The 17,462-nt window shown below is 43.2% G+C and carries 17 protein-coding genes; 14 read left to right on the forward strand and 3 right to left on the reverse strand.

Features of this window, described 5'->3' with window-relative positions; translation table 11 throughout:
- From Q5C82_RS12965 to Q5C82_RS13025, 13 genes are all read left to right on the forward strand, one after another.
- Nucleotides 1–1,194 (forward strand): CCA tRNA nucleotidyltransferase, encoded by a 1,194-nt coding sequence (locus Q5C82_RS12965; RefSeq protein ID WP_003225581.1) that lies wholly within the window; start codon nucleotides 1–3, stop codon nucleotides 1,192–1,194.
- On the forward strand, nucleotides 1,179–2,156 hold the full coding sequence (locus Q5C82_RS12970) for a bifunctional biotin--[acetyl-CoA-carboxylase] synthetase/biotin operon repressor (RefSeq protein ID WP_003225583.1): 978 nt from the start codon (nucleotides 1,179–1,181) through the stop codon (nucleotides 2,154–2,156). Before Q5C82_RS12965 ends, Q5C82_RS12970 begins: the two co-directional genes overlap by 16 nt.
- A gap of 244 nt (nucleotides 2,157–2,400) precedes the next feature.
- A complete protein-coding gene (panB, locus tag Q5C82_RS12975; protein WP_003225584.1) occupies nucleotides 2,401–3,234 on the forward strand; it encodes a 3-methyl-2-oxobutanoate hydroxymethyltransferase in 834 nt (277 codons plus the stop codon).
- 1 nt (nucleotide 3,235) lies between these two features.
- Entirely contained in the window at nucleotides 3,236–4,096 is an 861-nt protein-coding gene (gene panC, locus Q5C82_RS12980; RefSeq protein ID WP_003225585.1) for a pantoate--beta-alanine ligase, read from the forward strand.
- A gap of 1 nt (nucleotide 4,097) precedes the next feature.
- Nucleotides 4,098–4,481: an aspartate 1-decarboxylase gene (gene panD / locus Q5C82_RS12985; RefSeq protein WP_003225586.1), complete on the forward strand. Its 384-nt coding sequence runs from the start codon at nucleotides 4,098–4,100 to the stop codon at nucleotides 4,479–4,481.
- A gap of 125 nt (nucleotides 4,482–4,606) precedes the next feature.
- Nucleotides 4,607–7,402 carry an ATP-dependent DNA helicase DinG gene (gene dinG, locus Q5C82_RS12990; protein WP_032727419.1) on the forward strand — a complete coding sequence of 932 codons (2,796 nt, stop codon included), beginning with the start codon at nucleotides 4,607–4,609 and terminating at the stop codon, nucleotides 7,400–7,402.
- Between the two features lie 141 nt (nucleotides 7,403–7,543).
- The gene (locus Q5C82_RS12995; RefSeq protein ID WP_003225588.1) at nucleotides 7,544–7,714 is read left to right on the forward strand and encodes a YpmA family protein; all 171 of its coding nucleotides are present in this window, start codon (nucleotides 7,544–7,546) and stop codon (nucleotides 7,712–7,714) included.
- A gap of 8 nt (nucleotides 7,715–7,722) precedes the next feature.
- A complete protein-coding gene (gene tseB / locus Q5C82_RS13000) occupies nucleotides 7,723–8,208 on the forward strand; it encodes a cell wall elongation/penicillin-binding protein regulator TseB (RefSeq protein WP_003225589.1) in 486 nt (161 codons plus the stop codon).
- A 22-nt stretch (nucleotides 8,209–8,230) separates the two neighbouring features.
- A complete protein-coding gene (gene aspB / locus Q5C82_RS13005) occupies nucleotides 8,231–9,412 on the forward strand; it encodes an aspartate transaminase AspB (protein ID WP_003225590.1) in 1,182 nt (393 codons plus the stop codon).
- Nucleotides 9,413–9,553: 141 nt separating this feature from the next.
- On the forward strand, nucleotides 9,554–10,846 hold the full coding sequence (asnS, locus tag Q5C82_RS13010; RefSeq protein ID WP_003225591.1) for an asparagine--tRNA ligase: 1,293 nt from the start codon (nucleotides 9,554–9,556) through the stop codon (nucleotides 10,844–10,846).
- A gap of 94 nt (nucleotides 10,847–10,940) precedes the next feature.
- On the forward strand, nucleotides 10,941–11,639 hold the full coding sequence (dnaD, locus tag Q5C82_RS13015; protein ID WP_003225592.1) for a DNA replication protein DnaD: 699 nt from the start codon (nucleotides 10,941–10,943) through the stop codon (nucleotides 11,637–11,639).
- A gap of 18 nt (nucleotides 11,640–11,657) precedes the next feature.
- Nucleotides 11,658–12,317, forward strand: a complete 660-nt coding sequence (nth, locus tag Q5C82_RS13020) for an endonuclease III (RefSeq protein WP_003225594.1) — start codon at nucleotides 11,658–11,660, stop codon at nucleotides 12,315–12,317.
- Complete coding sequence (locus Q5C82_RS13025) at nucleotides 12,314–12,808, forward strand: YpoC family protein (RefSeq protein WP_003225596.1); 495 nt, start codon at nucleotides 12,314–12,316, stop codon at nucleotides 12,806–12,808. The genes nth and Q5C82_RS13025 overlap by 4 nt, the downstream gene beginning before the upstream one ends.
- A 73-nt stretch (nucleotides 12,809–12,881) precedes the next feature.
- On the opposite strand, the gene Q5C82_RS13030 is transcribed toward Q5C82_RS13025, so the two are convergent.
- Nucleotides 12,882–15,635, reverse strand: coding sequence for a transglycosylase domain-containing protein (locus Q5C82_RS13030; protein ID WP_003225599.1), 2,754 nt, complete (start codon nucleotides 15,633–15,635; stop codon nucleotides 12,882–12,884).
- A gap of 21 nt (nucleotides 15,636–15,656) precedes the next feature.
- Nucleotides 15,657–16,277, reverse strand: a complete 621-nt coding sequence (gene recU, locus Q5C82_RS13035; RefSeq protein WP_003225602.1) for a Holliday junction resolvase RecU — start codon at nucleotides 16,275–16,277, stop codon at nucleotides 15,657–15,659.
- A gap of 40 nt (nucleotides 16,278–16,317) precedes the next feature.
- Here recU and Q5C82_RS13040 point away from each other — a divergent pair, with 40 nt between their 5' ends.
- Nucleotides 16,318–17,280: a DUF2515 domain-containing protein gene (locus Q5C82_RS13040; RefSeq protein WP_032727318.1), complete on the forward strand. Its 963-nt coding sequence runs from the start codon at nucleotides 16,318–16,320 to the stop codon at nucleotides 17,278–17,280.
- A 24-nt stretch (nucleotides 17,281–17,304) separates the two neighbouring features.
- On the opposite strand, the gene sspM is transcribed toward Q5C82_RS13040, so the two are convergent.
- Nucleotides 17,305–17,409 carry an acid-soluble spore protein SspM gene (sspM, locus tag Q5C82_RS13045; RefSeq protein ID WP_003225606.1) on the reverse strand — a complete coding sequence of 35 codons (105 nt, stop codon included), beginning with the start codon at nucleotides 17,407–17,409 and terminating at the stop codon, nucleotides 17,305–17,307.
- Between the last annotated feature and the right edge of the window lie 53 nt (nucleotides 17,410–17,462).

Here is a 17,462-nt window from a genome sequence, read left to right on the forward strand (position 1 = left end):
ATGGAACAAGTTTTTATCAAAGCACTTCCCGTGCTCCGCACCTTAATCGAAGCGGGCCATCAGGCTTATTTTGTCGGAGGCGCAGTTCGTGATAGCTATATGAAACGAACGATCGGAGATGTCGATATCGCGACTGATGCGGCACCGGATCAGGTAGAAAGGCTGTTTCAGCGGACGGTTGATGTAGGCAAAGAGCACGGGACGATTATTGTGCTCTGGGAAGATGAAACATATGAAGTCACTACATTCCGGGCTGAATCAGAGTATGAAGATTATAGAAGACCGTCAGACGTGCAATTTATCACATCATTAGAAGAGGATTTAAAACGCAGAGATTTGACGATTAATGCGATGGCCATGACAGCGGATGGGAAGGTGCTTGATTATTTCGGCGGCAAGAAAGATATTGATCAGAAACTGATTCGAACCGTCGGAAAGCCTGAGGACAGATTTCAAGAGGATGCACTTCGTATGTTGAGAGCTGTACGCTTTATGAGCCAGCTTGGCTTTACGCTTTCACTAGAAACAAAAGAAGCCATCACGAAAGAAAAATCACTCCTATCCCATGTTTCAGTTGAACGAAAAACAATAGAGTTTGAGAAAATGCTGCAGGGAAGAGCCTCCCGCCAAGCGCTTCAAACGCTCATTCAAACGGGGCTGTACGAGGAACTCCCTGGTTTTTATCATAAACGAGAGAACTTGCTTGCGGCGAGTGAGTTTCCGTTTTACTCTTTAACATCCCGTGAAGAGCTTTGGGCTGCGCTTTTAATTGATCTTGAAATAGATTTGAAAGATGCGCCGCTTTTCCTGAAAGCATGGAAGCTTCCGGGAAAAGTGATGAAGGAAGCGATTCACATTTCCCATACGTTTGGCCAGAGCCTTGACACTATGTCAATGTACAAAGCCGGGGAAAAATCACTTCTTTCAGCGGCCAAAATATCGCAGCTTCGGCAAAACGAAAAACTGGATGATGAAAAACTAAAGGACATTCAAAATACTTATCAAAACCTGCCGATCAAAAGCCTTAGGGATCTTGATATCACGGGTAAAGATTTACTAGCGCTTCGTAACCGGCCTGCCGGAAAATGGGTGTCGGAAGAATTACAGCGGATCGAGCAGGCTGTTGTGACAGGAAAGCTCTCCAATCAAAAGAAACACATAGAGGAGTGGCTGAAGACATGCGGTCAACATTAAGAAAAGACCTTATTGAATTATTTTCTCAGGCCGGAAGTGAATTTATTTCCGGCCAAAAAATCAGTGATGCCCTCGGCTGTTCCAGAACTGCTGTGTGGAAGCATATTGAAGAGCTTCGGAAAGAGGGCTATGAAGTAGAAGCCGTTAGAAGAAAAGGATATCGGCTTATCAAAAAGCCCGGGAAACTCAGTGAAAGTGAAATTCGCTTCGGATTGAAAACGGAAGTAATGGGCCAGCATCTTATTTATCAAGACGTTATTTCAAGCACGCAAAAAACGGCGCATGAGCTTGCGAATAATAACGCACCGGAAGGCACTCTTGTGGTGGCTGACAAACAAACAGCCGGCAGAGGTCGAATGTCTAGGGTATGGCATTCTCAAGAGGGAAATGGCATTTGGATGAGCCTGATTTTGCGGCCTGACATTCCGCTTCAAAAAACACCGCAGCTCACATTACTTGCTGCAGTAGCTGTTGTGCAGGGAATAGAAGCGGCAGCAGGCATCCAAACGGATATTAAATGGCCTAATGATATTTTAATTAACGGAAAAAAAACAGTCGGCATCTTAACCGAAATGCAGGCCGAGGAAGACCGCGTACGGTCAGTTATCATCGGGATCGGCATTAACGTTAACCAGCAGTCTGATGATTTTCCAGATGAACTGAAGGACATCGCGACAAGCCTCAGCCAAGCTTCCGGAGAAAAAATTGACCGGGCCGGCGTCATCCAGCATATTTTACTTTGCTTTGAAAAACGGTACCGGGATTATATGACACACGGTTTTACGCCGATTAAGCTTTTATGGGAAAGTTATGCGTTGGGAATCGGCACTAATATGAGAGCCAGAACGTTAAACGGAACCTTTTACGGGAAGGCGTTAGGTATAGATGATGAAGGCGTTCTTCTTTTAGAAACGCAGGAAGGCATTAAAAAAATCTATTCTGCCGATATTGAATTGGGTTAATGTGTTGGTATAAGCCCGTTGATTTTGGTATACTTCCATTGGGCAGTATCGCCTGCGAACTGCACCTATTATAAAAATAGATAGACATTGCAGCAGTCTGCCTTGATCCAAAAAAGGACTGGGACAGAGGGATGAAACTCGCCGAACTTTAGAAAGTGAAGAATCCTTCTCGTTAAACGGAAGGTTTTTTGGCTTGTATAAGAAAACGGCAGCTCATCTCCTCTAAACATGAGGAGGAGAAAACATGAAAACAAAACTCGATTTTCTAAAAATGAAGGAGAATGAAGAACCGATTGTGATGCTGACCGCTTATGATTATCCGGCAGCTAAGCTTGCTGAACAAGCGGGAGTTGACATGATTTTAGTCGGTGATTCACTCGGAATGGTCGTCCTCGGCCTTGATTCAACTGTCGGTGTGACAGTTGCGGACATGATCCATCATACAAAAGCTGTTAAAAGGGGCGCGCAGAATACTTTTATTGTGACAGACATGCCGTTTATGTCTTATCACCTGTCCAAGGAGGATACGCTGAAAAATGCAGCAGTTATCGTTCAGGAAAGCGGAGCTGACGCACTGAAGCTTGAGGGCGGAGAAGGCGTGTTTGAATCCATTCGCGCATTGACGCTAGGAGGCATTCCGGTAGTCAGTCACTTAGGCCTGACACCGCAGTCAGTCGGTGTATTAGGCGGGTATAAAGTACAGGGCAAAGACGAACAAAGCGCCAAAAAATTAATAGAAGATAGTATAAAATGCGAAGAAGCAGGAGCTATGATGCTTGTGCTGGAATGTGTGCCTGCAGAACTCACAGCCAAAATTGCCGAGATGCTAAGCATACCGGTCATCGGAATCGGGGCTGGTGTGAAAGCAGACGGGCAAGTTCTCGTTTATCATGATATTATCGGCCATGGTGTTGAGAGAACACCTAAATTTGTAAAACAATATACGCAAATTGACGAAACAATCGAAACAGCAATCAGCGGATATGTCCAGGATGTAAGACATCGTGCTTTCCCTGAGCAAAAGCATTCCTTTCAGATGAATCAGACAGTGCTGGACGGCTTGTACGGAGGAAAATAAGATGAGACAGATTACAGATATTTCACAGCTGAAAGAAGCCATAAGACAATATCAGTCAGAGGGGAAGTCAATTGGATTTGTTCCGACGATGGGATTTCTGCATGAGGGGCATTTAACCTTAGCAGACAAAGCAAGACAAGAAAATGACGCCGTCGTTATGAGTGTTTTTGTGAATCCTGCGCAATTTGGTCCTAATGAAGATTTTGAGACATATCCCCGCGATATTGAGCGGGATGCGGCCCTTGCAGAAAATGCCGGAGTTGATATTCTTTTTACGCCTGATGCTCATGATATGTACCCCGGTGAAAAGAATGTCACGATTCATGTCGAAAGACGCACAGGCGTTTTATGCGGACGCTCAAGAGAAGGACATTTTGACGGTGTTGCGATCGTACTGACGAAGCTGTTCAATCTTGTACAGCCGACCCGCGCCTATTTCGGTTTAAAGGATGCACAGCAGGTAGCAGTTGTTGATGGCTTGATCAGCGATTTCTTCATGGATATTGAATTGGTTGCTGTCGATACGGTCAGAGAGAAAGACGGCTTAGCCAAGAGCTCCCGTAATGTATATTTAACAGCTGAGGAGAGAAAAGAAGCGCCTAAGCTGTATCGGGCCCTTCAAACAAGTGCGGAGCTGATCAGAGCCGGCGAAAGAGACCCTGAAGCGGTGATAAAAGCTGCGAAAGAAATCATTGATACGACAAGCGGCACCATTGACTATGTGGAGCTTTATTCCTATCCGGAACTCGAGCCTGTGAACAAAATTGAAAGAAAGATCATTCTGGCTGTTGCAGTTGCTTTTTCAAAAGCGCGTTTAATAGATAATATCATTATTGATATTCGAGAAATGGAGAGAATATAATATGTATCGCACAATGATGAGCGGCAAGCTTCACAGGGCAACTGTTACGGAAGCAAATCTGAATTATGTGGGAAGCATTACAATTGATGAAGATCTCATTGATGCGGTGGGAATGCTTCCTAATGAAAAAGTGCAAATTGTGAATAATAATAATGGAGCACGTCTGGAAACGTATATTATTCCTGGTAAACGCGGAAGCGGCGTCATCTGCTTAAACGGTGCAGCCGCACGCCTTGTACAGGAAGGAGATAAGGTCATTATTATTTCCTACAAAATGATGTCTGATCAAGAAGCGGCAAGCCACGAGCCGAAAGTGGCTGTTTTGAATGATCAAAACAAAATTGAACAAATGCTGGGGAACGAACCAGCTCGTACAATTTTGTAGAAGAAAAGCCCCCTTTATCGGGGGTTTTCTTTTAAGATTTTGGGAGTAAAACGGTTTTGCCGCTCCATTTCCGTACAAAACGTGTTACACTTTTGTCGTATGCAAGAATTGAGGTGTCCATTTTAATGAATAAGCAACGGTTCGTTGTTATAGATGTAGAAACAACAGGGAATTCGCCGAAGAAAGGCGATAAAATCATACAAATCGCAGCGGTTGTAATCGAAAATGGACAAATTACTGAGCGGTTTTCAAAATACATTAATCCAAATAAATCCATTCCTGCTTTTATTGAGCAGCTTACTGGAATCTCTAATCAAATGGTAGAGCATGAACAGCCGTTTGAGGCTGTCGCTGAAGAAGTGTTCCATTTGCTTGACGGCGCTTATTTTGTCGCCCACAATATCCATTTTGACCTTGGGTTTGTCAAGTATGAGTTACATAAGGCGGGCTTTCATCTCCCGGATTGCGAAGTGCTGGATACTGTCGAGCTCTCTCGTATTGTTTTTCCGGGATTTGAGGGATATAAGCTGACCGAATTAAGCGAGGAGCTTCAGCTGCGGCATGATCAGCCGCATCGGGCTGACAGCGACGCTGAAGTGACAGGGCTTATTTTTTTGGAAATCCTTGAAAAGCTGAGGCAGCTTCCTTATCCGACATTAAAGCAGTTAAGAAGGCTTTCGCAGCATTTTATCAGTGATCTGACGCACTTGTTGGATATGTTCATTTATGAAAACAGACATACCGAAATACCGGGCTATGCGCGCTTTTCCTCTTTTTCTGTCAGAGAACCCCAATCATTCGATGAACATGCCAATGAAGACGGGAACTTCTCATTTGAGATCGAAAATTGGGAAGCGGGAAATGAAAAAGCGCTGTCAGAGTTAATGCCTGGGTATGAAAAAAGAGAAGGCCAAATGATGATGATGAAAGAAGTAGCTGAAGCGTTTGCCAATCGTGAGCATGCGCTGATTGAAGCTCCTCCGGGAATCGGAAAAACGATTGGCTATCTAATTCCGGCTGCGCTATTTGCCAAGAAATCAAAAAAACCGGTCATTATCAGTACGTATTCAACGCTTTTGCAGCAGCAGATTCTGACAAAGGATTTGCCGATTGTCCAAGATCTGTTTCCATTTCCGGTAACAGCGGCGATTTTAAAAGGGCAATCGCATTATTTATGCCTGTATAAATTCGAGCAGGTGCTTCATGAAGACGATGATAATTATGATGCCGTACTGACAAAGGCACAGCTCCTCGTTTGGCTGACAGAGACTGACACAGGAGATGTAGCTGAACTGAATTTGCCTTCAGGCGGAAAATTGCTGTGGGACAGATTGGCTTATGACGATGAATCCTATAAAAGAAGTCGCAATGAGAATGTGACCGGCTTTTACGAGCGTGCCAAACAGATTGCTATGCGTTCCGATTTGGTGATCACCAACCATTCTCTTTTGCTGACCGATGAAGGCAGCCAGAAAAAAAGGCTCCCTGAAAGCGGCACATTTATTATCGATGAAGCACATCATTTTGAACGTGCGGCAAGCGAACATTTAGGAAAAAGAGCCACGTACATAGAATTGCATACTAAATTGAGCAGGATCGGCACTCTGAAAGAGCAGGGACTTCTCAAAAAGATGAGACAGCTATTCCAGCGAAACAGCCTGCCGGTTGATTCCTTCTTCGAATTGGAAGAGTGGATTCAGCACATTCAAGCAGAAAGTGATGCTTTCTTCAGCTCAGTGCATTCTTTTGTCAAACGAAGAAAACCTAAAGAAGACTTAAACCGTCTAGTTTTTAAGGTGAACAAAGAAAGCCAAGATAAAAGCTGGCCGATTTTAACGGATGGAGCGGAGAGGCTTTGTTCCATGCTGACACATTTGCAGCAGCTTTTCGAGGCACAGTCGGCCTTGATGGAAAAACATCTGACGAGTATGAAGAGCAGAACTGTCTTTTTAGCGGATGAATATCAAAGAAGCATGAAAGGCTTGCAGCAGTACTGTCAGACGTTGCAGAAGCTGTTCTTTGAGTCTGAAGATGATGAAGCGGTTTGGATTGAAATAGACGCAAAGGGAGCGAAAAATGCGGTGGCCATTTACGCACAGCCACTTGAACCCGGTGAACTTCTGGCCGATCAGTTTTTCGCGCGTAAAAACAGTGTGGTGCTTACATCTGCAACCCTTACAGTCGAAGATTCTTTTCAATTTATGATTGAACGACTGGGACTGGGTGACTTTTTCCCGCGGACAATGAGAATCGAGTCGCCTTTTTCTTACGATAAGCGCATGCGGGTGATGATTCCAAAAGAAATGAAATCAATCCAAGATACGGGGCAAGCTGAATTTATACAGGATACTGCCCGTTATATCGAACTGATGGCAAAGGAAAAACAGCCTAAAATCCTTGTGCTGTTAACATCCCATGATATGCTGAAAAAGGTTCATCAGGAACTCAAACACCTGATGAGTGCTTCCGGCATTCAGCTCTTGGCGCAAGGAATTACAGGCGGAAGTCCCGGGAAACTGATGAAGACTTTTAAAACATCCAATCAGGCGATCCTGCTAGGTACGAATCACTTTTGGGAAGGCGTTGATTTCCCTGGTGATGAGCTGACAACGGTAATGATTGTGAGGCTTCCATTCCGGTCCCCTGATCATCCGCTTCATGCTGCGAAATGTGAGCTTGCCCGCAAAAAAGGGCGTAATCCGTTTCAAACAGTATCACTACCGGAAGCTGTGCTGACCTTCAGACAAGGAATCGGGCGCTTGCTGCGGACATCCGGAGACAAAGGGACGATTGTCATATTGGACAGACGGATTAAAACGGCTGGTTACGGCCGGCTGTTTCTTGATGCCTTGCCGACAACCTCTGTATCTGAAATGACTGACAGCGAGCTTGAGGCTTACGTTACAGGGAAAAATGCATAAAAGCCGCATAAAGCGGCTTTCCGGTGTGGGAGTAGGATGGTGTTTTATTTAAAAGCGGTTTTGCCGCTCTGTGATACTAGTATGGCGTGTCCTGAAATGGAGTATGACTAACAATATTTGTTCAAACTGGAGGATGAAAAAATGGAAAGCAAAATCGAAATTCTTTCAACAATTAATGTAGAGCATTCTGATGACCTGTATAAAATTGTAGACACACTGAATCGGACACTGAAAAGAGACAACCTGATGTTCGGCCTTGCTCTGGATGAAGAAAACAAAAACCAAGCCGTTTTTACCATTTATCGTACGTAGGTGAGAAGATGAGAAAAAAAGCATTAATATTTACCGCCATTTTTGGTATTATTTTTTTAGCAGTACTTCTTGTCTCGGCAAGTATTTATAAATCAGCCATGGCACAAAAGGAAGAGGGGCACGAAGCAGCAGCTGCTGAAGCTAAAAAAGAAACCGATCTCGCCAACGTTGATCAAGTCGAAACATTTGTCGGAAAAGAAAAATATTATGTCGTAAAGGGAACGGACAAAAAAGGCACTACACTATATGTCTGGGTTCCTGCTAATAAAAAAGCAAAAATTCTCTCAAAAGAAGCAAAAGAGGGTATCTCGGAAGACAAAGCGGCAAAAATCATACAGGATGAAGGGCTGGTTTCAAAGCAAAAAGAGGTTCACCTGGCAAGAGAAGGAAACGTCCTGCTTTGGGAAGTGACGTACTTAGACAAAGAAGGTCAATACAGTTTAAGTTATGTGGACTTTACAACTGGAAAGATTCTCAAAAATATTACGCCTTAAGACGAATTAGGGGGAGTTCAAGTTGAAACTGGCAAAAAGAGTATCCGCATTAACACCATCTACCACACTGGCAATCACAGCGAAAGCGAAAGAATTGAAAGCGGCAGGCCATGATGTCATCGGCTTAGGAGCAGGCGAACCTGACTTCAATACACCGCAGCATATTATTGATGCCGCTGTACGTTCAATGAACGAAGGCCATACGAAATACACGCCTTCAGGTGGTCTGGCTGAACTGAAAAACAGCATTGCAGAGAAATTTAAACGTGACCAGAATATTGAATACAAACCGTCTCAAATTATTGTCTGCACTGGTGCCAAACATGCTCTGTACACCCTTTTCCAAGTGATTTTGGATGAAGGAGATGAAGTCATTATTCCTACGCCTTACTGGGTAAGCTATCCGGAGCAGGTGAAACTCGCTGGCGGAAAGCCTGTTTATGTAGAAGGTCTTGAGGAAAATCATTTCAAGATTTCTCCTGCACAGCTGAAAAATGCGATCACGGATAAAACAAAAGCGATCGTCATTAACTCTCCAAGCAACCCGACTGGTGTCATGTATACGGCAGAAGAATTGGCAGCGCTTGGTGAAGTGTGCCTTGAACATGACATCCTGATTGTGTCTGATGAAATTTATGAAAAACTTACATACGGCGGAAAGAAACACGTTTCCATTGCACAGCTGTCTGACAGTCTGAAAGAGCAGACGATTATTATTAACGGCGTGTCGAAGTCACACAGCATGACGGGCTGGAGAATCGGTTATGCAGCTGGTTCTGAAGACATTATTAAAGCGATGACGAACCTTGCAAGCCACAGTACGTCAAATCCGACATCAATCGCACAGTACGGAGCAATTGCTGCCTATAACGGGCCTTCTGAGCCATTGGAGGAAATGAGAGAAGCATTTGAACATAGATTAAATACAATCTATGCACAGCTCGTAGAAATCCCTGGGTTCAGCTGTGTGAAGCCAGAAGGTGCTTTTTACTTGTTCCCGAATGCAAAAGAAGCAGCTCAATCTTGCGGTTTCAAAGATGTAGATGAATTTGTTAAAGCGCTTCTTGAGGAGGAAAAAGTTGCGATTGTTCCTGGATCTGGCTTTGGCTCTCCTGATAATGTCCGTCTGTCTTACGCAACATCGTTAGAGCTGCTTGAAAAAGCTGTTGAAAGAATTAAGCGTTTTGTCGAAAAACATAGCTAACAGATTAAAAAGCGGCTGACAGAAAAGCCGCTTTTTATCTGCATTGACCCGGTTAGTTAAGAGCGGGTATAATAAAGTGATGATAATAGAGTTCGGGGCACTGGGCTTCCGAATGTCTTTCTTGTTTTGGAGGGAAATATGTTGAAAACAACAATCAACCAAGTGTACAAGCACGTAGGTGAGGAAGTAATGATCGGAGCTTGGGTCGCTAATAAGCGTTCAAGCGGGAAAATCGCGTTTTTACAGCTGCGGGACGGTACCGGATTTATTCAAGGTGTCGTAGTAAAAGCGGAAGTGGAAGAAAGCATTTTCCAAACAGCTAAATCAGTGACGCAGGAAACGTCACTCTATATAAAAGGGATTGTCAAAGAGGATGAGCGTTCTCCACTTGGTTATGAACTAGCTGTGACAGGTATTGAAGTCATTCACGAAGCAACTGATTACCCGATTACGCCAAAAGAACACGGCACGGAATTCTTGATGGATCACAGACATTTATGGCTGCGTTCAAAACGCCAGCATGCGATCATGAAAATTCGTAATGAAATCATTCGCGCAACTTACGAATTCTTTAATAACGAAGGCTTCGTAAAAGTGGATCCGCCGATTCTGACTGGAAGCGCGCCTGAAGGAACAACAGAGCTTTTTGCGACAAAGTACTTTGATGAAGATGCTTACCTGTCTCAAAGCGGTCAGCTTTACATGGAAGCTGCGGCAATGGCTTTAGGAAAAGTATTCTCCTTCGGACCGACATTCAGAGCGGAAAAGTCTAAAACAAAGCGCCACTTGATCGAATTCTGGATGATCGAACCTGAAATGGCGTTTGTAGAATTTGAAGAAAACCTTCAAGTACAGGAAAATTACGTTTCATTCATCGTGCAATCAGTTCTTAAGAATTGCAAAATTGAATTAAACACATTAGGAAGAGACACGTCAAAACTTGAGCAAATCAAAGCTCCGTTCCCAAGAATCACGTATGACGAAGCGATTGATTTTCTGAAAGAAAAAGGCTTTGATGATATCGAGTGGGGAGATGACTTCGGAGCGCCTCATGAAACAGCGATTGCCGAACACTATGACAAACCGGTTTTCATCACCCGCTACCCGACGTCCTTAAAACCATTCTATATGCAGCCTGCTTCTGACCGTGATGATGTCGTGCTTTGCGCAGATCTAATTGCGCCGGAAGGCTATGGAGAAATCATCGGCGGATCTGAACGGATTCACGATATGGAACTTTTGGAAGCTCGTCTTAAAGAACATGGACTGGATTCTGACGCATATAAATGGTATGCTGAACTTAGAAAATATGGATCAGTTCCTCATTCCGGCTTCGGCCTTGGATTAGAGCGGACAGTAGCTTGGATCAGCGGAGCGCCTCACGTTCGTGAAACCATTCCGTTCCCAAGACTATTAAACCGTCTGTATCCGTAATACATTCAAATGAAACAAGAAAAAGAGTCTCCTGCAAGGGAGACTTTTTACAGTAAAGGGGAAATCGTAATCCTTTACAGTAAGAGGTGTGACGATGAAAAAACATCAATTTATTGACATGCAGGAGCAGGGAACGTCAACAATCCCTAATCTTCTGCTCACGCATTATAAACAGCTCGGGCTTAATGAAACAGAACTTATCCTGCTGTTAAAAATCAAAATGCATTTAGAAAAAGGCTCTTATTTTCCTACACCGAATCAGCTGCAGGAAGGTATGTCAATTTCTGTTGAGGAATGCACAAACAGATTGCGGATGTTCATTCAAAAAGGTTTTCTGTTTATTGAAGAATGCGAAGACCAAAATGGCATCAAATTTGAAAAATACTCTCTTCAGCCTTTATGGGGCAAGCTGTACGAGTATATACAGCTTGCACAGACTCAAACACAAGAAAGAAAAGCAGAAGGGGAACAAAAAAGCCTTTATACCATTTTTGAGGAAGAGTTCGCCAGACCCCTATCACCTTTAGAGTGTGAAACACTGGCCATTTGGCAGGACCAAGATCAGCACGACGCACAGCTGATCAAACACGCGTTAAAAGAAGCTGTACTCTCAGGGAAACTCAGCTTCCGCTACATTGACCGGATTTTGTTTGAGTGGAAGAAAAACGGGCTGAAAACTGTAGAGCAGGCTAAAATCCACAGCCAAAAATTCCGGAAGGTACAAGCAAAGCAGAATGAACCGCAAAAAGAGTATAAAAGGCAGGTTCCTTTTTACAATTGGCTTGAACAATAAAGTGAAAAGGTGACAATCGTGTTAAATCTAAAACAAATTGAATTCTGTCTAGACAAGATAGGCGACATGTTTCCACACGCAGAGTGTGAACTGGTTCATTCCAATCCTTTTGAATTAGTGGTAGCAGTCGCTTTATCTGCGCAATGTACAGATGCACTTGTAAACAGAGTGACCAAAACATTATTTCAAAAATATAAACGGCCGGAAGACTATTTGGCTGTTTCGCTGGAAGAGCTTCAGCAGGATATTAAATCAATCGGTTTGTATCGTAATAAAGCGAAAAACATCCAAAAACTGAGCAAAATGATTATTGAAGATTACGGCGGAGAAGTGCCGCGAGACCGTGATGAACTTGTCAAACTGCCAGGTGTCGGAAGAAAGACTGCCAACGTCGTGGTATCCGTTGCCTTTGGCGTGCCGGCCATCGCCGTAGATACCCATGTGGAGAGAGTCAGCAAGCGTTTGGGAATCTGCCGTTGGAAGGATTCGGTGCTGGAAGTGGAAAAGACGTTGATGCGCAAGGTTCCGAAAGAAGACTGGTCCGTTACGCATCACCGGCTTATTTTCTTCGGCAGATATCACTGTAAGGCCCAATCACCGCGCTGTGCAGAATGCCCGCTGCTTTCTCTTTGCAGAGAAGGGCAGAAGAGAGATAAAAAAGGACTGGTGAAACGATGACGCAAGCGAAAGAAGTGTTGGCTTCCTATGAGCAATACTTGCGCAGTCTTGGCCAGTTGAGTTCCTCGGATATGAAAGAAGCCTTGCGAATCAACCCTGTGTATTTTGATTTCTGCACGGAATCTCAAGGCGTTTTGCCATGGGAGGACAGTGGCAAGTATGTTCCGCTTTTATTTAATGTGTGGGAAGACATTAAAGAATCACTTCTCCCAGTCTTTCAAACACGAAAATCGAGATGCGACCAAAACGATATGCTGAAGGGCATTGTGTGTTTGCTGGCTTCGCTTCACTGGACAGCAGGTGAGCGGGTGAAATCGCTTGATTGGGCAGAACTGACGGAGAAACCATTCCCCGCAAAGCCGATCAATTGGGCTGAACGAGTAGAATTTATTCTTCTAAAGCCAACCCAATACCATTGCTTTATTCAGCTTGATGAGCTGTTTGCTGAAATGAAAAAGCATTTTTATAAATACCATGCGATGAATCGATAAAACCTCTCCATAATAGGAGAGGTTTTTTATTATGAAGAAAAAAGCCATCACCCAAAAGGTGATGGCTTTTTGTTTAATTTGTTTTTTCGGTTGTTGATGATGAGTTCGTTTGTGTTTCTGTTTTGTTTTTATTTGTATCAGAACCTGATGAACCATTCGTATCTGAGTTCGTATCACCATCCGACGTATCCTGATTGTTGCTGTTGTTGTTATTGTTGTTATTGTTGTTATTGTTAGGTTGGTCTTGGTTACTGTTGTCGGACGGATTGGTGTTCGTGTTGTCTTGTTTTTTGTCTTGATCGTTTGTTGAATCGTCTGTCTGATCTTGATCTGTCTGACTGTCATCTGTTTGAGAATCATCAGTTTGTGTGTCATCTTGAGTCTTCTCATCATCTTGATTTTCATCATCCGTTTGTTGCTGATCTTCTTTGTCTTCATCGTCTTCAGCTTTCGGCACTTCATAGGATGTCGACGCTGAACTTTTACCATCATCACTGACGGCTGTTACTTCGAATTTGTATACAGAGCCTGGCTGCACGCCCGAAATGACTGCCTCTTTTGCAGAGCTGTTTTGAATTTCAGAGTAGCTGCCACCATCAACAGATTGCTTAACAGCAAAGGTCGCATCTCCGTCGTAATTCCAGCTTAATGTCAATGATTGATTATCTTTATCATATTTCACACTTAAACCAGACAGTTTTGCTGTTTCTTCTTTTTCTTCTTTCTCATAGGTTTTAGAAACAGTAGTAGGAGTCGTACCTTTTACAAAATACTCTGTGAGCTTTTTATCGCTTGGCGTATTTGGCCCTGCCAGTTTTGCCGGGTTAGAGCCTTTTTCTACAGTGGCTTCCACTACGCTGTCAGGTTTCTCAAATGATCCGCTTCCGTCATCGACTTGGGCGATGAGCTGTGCAAATAGACGTTTTGCAACTTGTTGTTCTGTATGATTTAAAGATTTTTTCCCTAACTTGTTTTGTGAATCTACACCTGTCCATACAGCAGCAGTGTACTGAGGTGTATACCCGACAAACCAGGAATCGGGCACACCGCCAGAGGCGATATTGTACTTTTGTATTGTATCTTCATCAAAGTTTGTTGTTCCAGTTTTACCGGCTACCTCGACTCCAGGTACTTGTGCAAGCTGTCCAGTACCTGTCTTAACAGCTGTTTTCAGCATATCTGTAATCATAAAGGCTGTATAATCGCTCATTGCTGACTTTGATTTCGGTGTTAAGTCAAGCTTTGTTCCATCGTTAAATTCAATAGACTTCACAAAATGCGGTTCATTATACGTTCCGTTATTTCCAAATGCGCTGTATGCTCCTGCCATAGTCAGTGAAGAGACACCCGGGTTGTCATCTCCGAATCCTCCAATAGAGTAGGATTCATACACTTTTTCCTTATTTAAACCGAGTCCCAATCCGTTAGCAAAATCCACTGCAGTGTCTTTTCCGACTGCTTGGAATGCTTTTAAAGCTGGGATATTACGGGATTGTGCCAGTGCTTCCCGCATGGACATAGGCCCTTTATATCGTCGGTCAAAGTCACGGATAGGTGTTCCATCTGAATACGTATAAGCTGAGTCATCAATTTGCTCGTAAGTTGACCATTTTTTATTTTCAATAACTGGTCCGTAGTCTAGAATTGGTTTTATCGTAGAACCAGGCTGAGTTTTTCCTTGTGTGGCATAGTTGAAGCCCCCAACCGTTGAATTTCTTCCGGAACCGATTGCCCGGACTTCACCGGTTTTTGTGTCAAGAAGCGACACGCCGCCCTGCATGCCTTCAGTAAATCCGACGGTGTCTCCGTTCATTAATTCATCTAGTTTGTCTTGTGCTTTTGTATCTAATGTCGTATAAATCTTTAATCCGTCAGTACCTGGATTGACATCAGATTTTTCTTCAATTTCTTTCATGACTTCTTCAACAAACGCACTGTACTTGTTTGAATTGTTTTTTTCATATTCTTTTTGTGAAACAACGCCTTCATCTTTCATCGCCACATTTTTGGATTTATTATATTCAGAATCAGAAATAAATCCTTGCTTTTTCATGAGACTGAGTACGATGTTCCGTCTTTTTTCCGCTTTATCCGGGTTTTTAACGGGATTGTACGCTGTCGGACTTTGCGGCATACCCGCAAGTGTCGCAGCTTGTTCCACAGTTAATTTGCTTAAATCTGTAACGCCGAAAAATTCTTCCGCCGCTTTTCCGATTCCGTAGGCTCTAGGAGAAAAATAAATTCGGTTTAAATACATTTCTAAAATTTCATCTTTAGAATAATTACGTTCCAGCTGTATAGAAAGCCAGACTTCCTGCACCTTCCGTTTTAGCGTTTTCTGATGTGACAGAAGGGAGTTCTTGACGACCTGCTGGGTGATGGTACTTCCGCCTTCAGCTCCGAAGCCGTCTTTAAAGTTGGCGACTAAGGCGCCTCCGATACGGACAGGGTCAATCCCGTGGTGTTCGTAAAAACGTGCGTCCTCTGTCGCGATAAAGGCTTCTTTTACGACATCAGGTATTTCATCTATCGAGACGTAGGTACGCTTTTCGGCACCAACTTCTGCGACTTCTTTTCCGTTTTTATCATAAATTGTCGATGAATAAGGCGTCTTTAATTTGTTTTCATCCAATGATGGAGCATCTGAAACCATGACGGCAAATGTTACCGCACCGCCGACTACGCCTAAAACAAACAGAATGAGTAAAGTAAAAAGGGTCTTTTTAAACAAACCGCCTTTTTTTCGATTCTTGCCTTTTTTCGGTGAAGGACTCGATTTGCTGTTCGCTTTTCGTCGAGCTTCACGGCTGTTAAATTGATCTGACATAACATCTCAACCTTTCGTTAATCAACCTTTCGCACTAGAAGTTGGCGAAAAATAAAGCTGTTCAATAATACTAATATAATCAATTCTAGGTGCGTATCCAAGAGAAATCGGATATGCTGATTCCTCTAACTCATCTTTTCGAATTGATTTTCTGCCGTTTTTTTCTTTTCTGTCCCAGAAATAAAACAGCTTATCGGCTTCCAAAAAATAAACCTGGTCGAAAGCGGATATAATAACAAAACAAATACCGTCTTGAGCCTTTACCTGCTTCATATGCTCGATTTGATGGTCATGGAAATTCTGCAGGGGGAAAGAGGTCTTGTTTTTCGTTTCTTTCGCCTCAAAATCAATATACCGCCCTTTGTAAATCCCGTTATAATCTGTTGTCGATGATTGTTTAAAGTAAGCTTCTTTAATCACTGCGGCGCTTCTTTTTGGATAATGGACATTTACAATTTGAACAGGTGTCGGCTTTTTGTGTATAACGGCAATTTGGTTTGTCAGATAATACTTATTCGTTTCGTTTAAGTCATCTTCGAGGGTCATTCCACGATTGCTGTAAGACGGGGCCCTTTTCTGACTGTTTTGGGATGAAACCGAATGTTTCGGTTGGAATGTTTTTCCGTTAGGATACCGAATCACTTTCTCATCCTCCTTATTAAACTATTCATGACGGAAGTGAATGAACGTGCAAGAACAACAGACCATCAGAAAGCTTCTGAGCCGGATTGAGCGGCAGACAAAATCAAAAAACGCAGATAACATTTCAAGAACGAACGCATATAAAGCGTTTTATGACCGTCATCCGGAAATTAAATGGTCGCTTTTGGCATCCTTTGTTTCTCGCAATGCCGGCTGGTCAATGACTGACTTAAAAGGCAGTCTGTTTCAGCTTGGACTCCGTGAGAGACAGCAAAAGTGGTTCTTTTTAGCCTATGAAAGAGCGAACTGGCTTATTTTTTCGGATGCCTATCCGCAGCTTCTTTTGTACCACTGGTCAAAAAAAATCGGGAAACCGCTGTTCCATCACCTGCATGTGTTTGGCGTCTCACATTTTATGACGGAAGAATGGGCCCGTTTTTGGCATGAGCGAAACACGGAGCGGCTGATGTATGCCCTCATTATAAATGAACAAAACACTATCCAAACACCTATTATACAAAATCCTTCGTTTAAAAAGAATGTTTTTGACACGATTCCTTTTTATTTAAGTGATTGGTTTCATTTTAACACGGTTATTTTTCCTTCTTCAGACGGGTTTCTTTACGGCATTTCAGTGAAACGCTTTTCAAAGACAGAGGAAAGGATAAGACTGGGAAAGCAGCTGTCTCAATTGCTGTTCAGTCCGGAATTGTTCTCCTCTTTTTATCACTTTTTGCACACAGTGCCGCACACAGGCTCCCGTTTTGATATGGAAAAAATGATCGGGATCACAAAAAGAACATCTCCTATGCTAAGGACATGCTATCCTGAGGTAATCCACTCATTAGACGGAGAGAAAACAGATTGGTTTCATGGAAAGATAAAGAAAGCGTTCTTTAAGCGTGAGGAATTGCCGAAGCAGATTGAATTGACAGACTGGTATTTACATAAAAAACGCCAGCTTCATGCACTGTTTGCGGTGGAGCATTGGCTGAAAAAATAAAGAAGCAAGGAATTTCCTTGCTTCTTACGTAGAAGGGCGGTTCGGGCCGCCTAGTTTTTTATCTAAAGAATCGATTGCTTTGGATTCAGTCTTTTTTTGCTGGCCGGCTTTTTTCGGTCTTGTTTTCATACGGCACCTCCTCACAAGTATCGTTTGCATTAAGGGAGAGGATCATACAATTT

The sequence above is a fragment of the uncultured Bacillus sp. genome (genome assembly GCF_958411575.1).
Taxonomy (GTDB): Bacteria; Bacillota; Bacilli; order Bacillales; family Bacillaceae; genus Bacillus; species Bacillus spizizenii.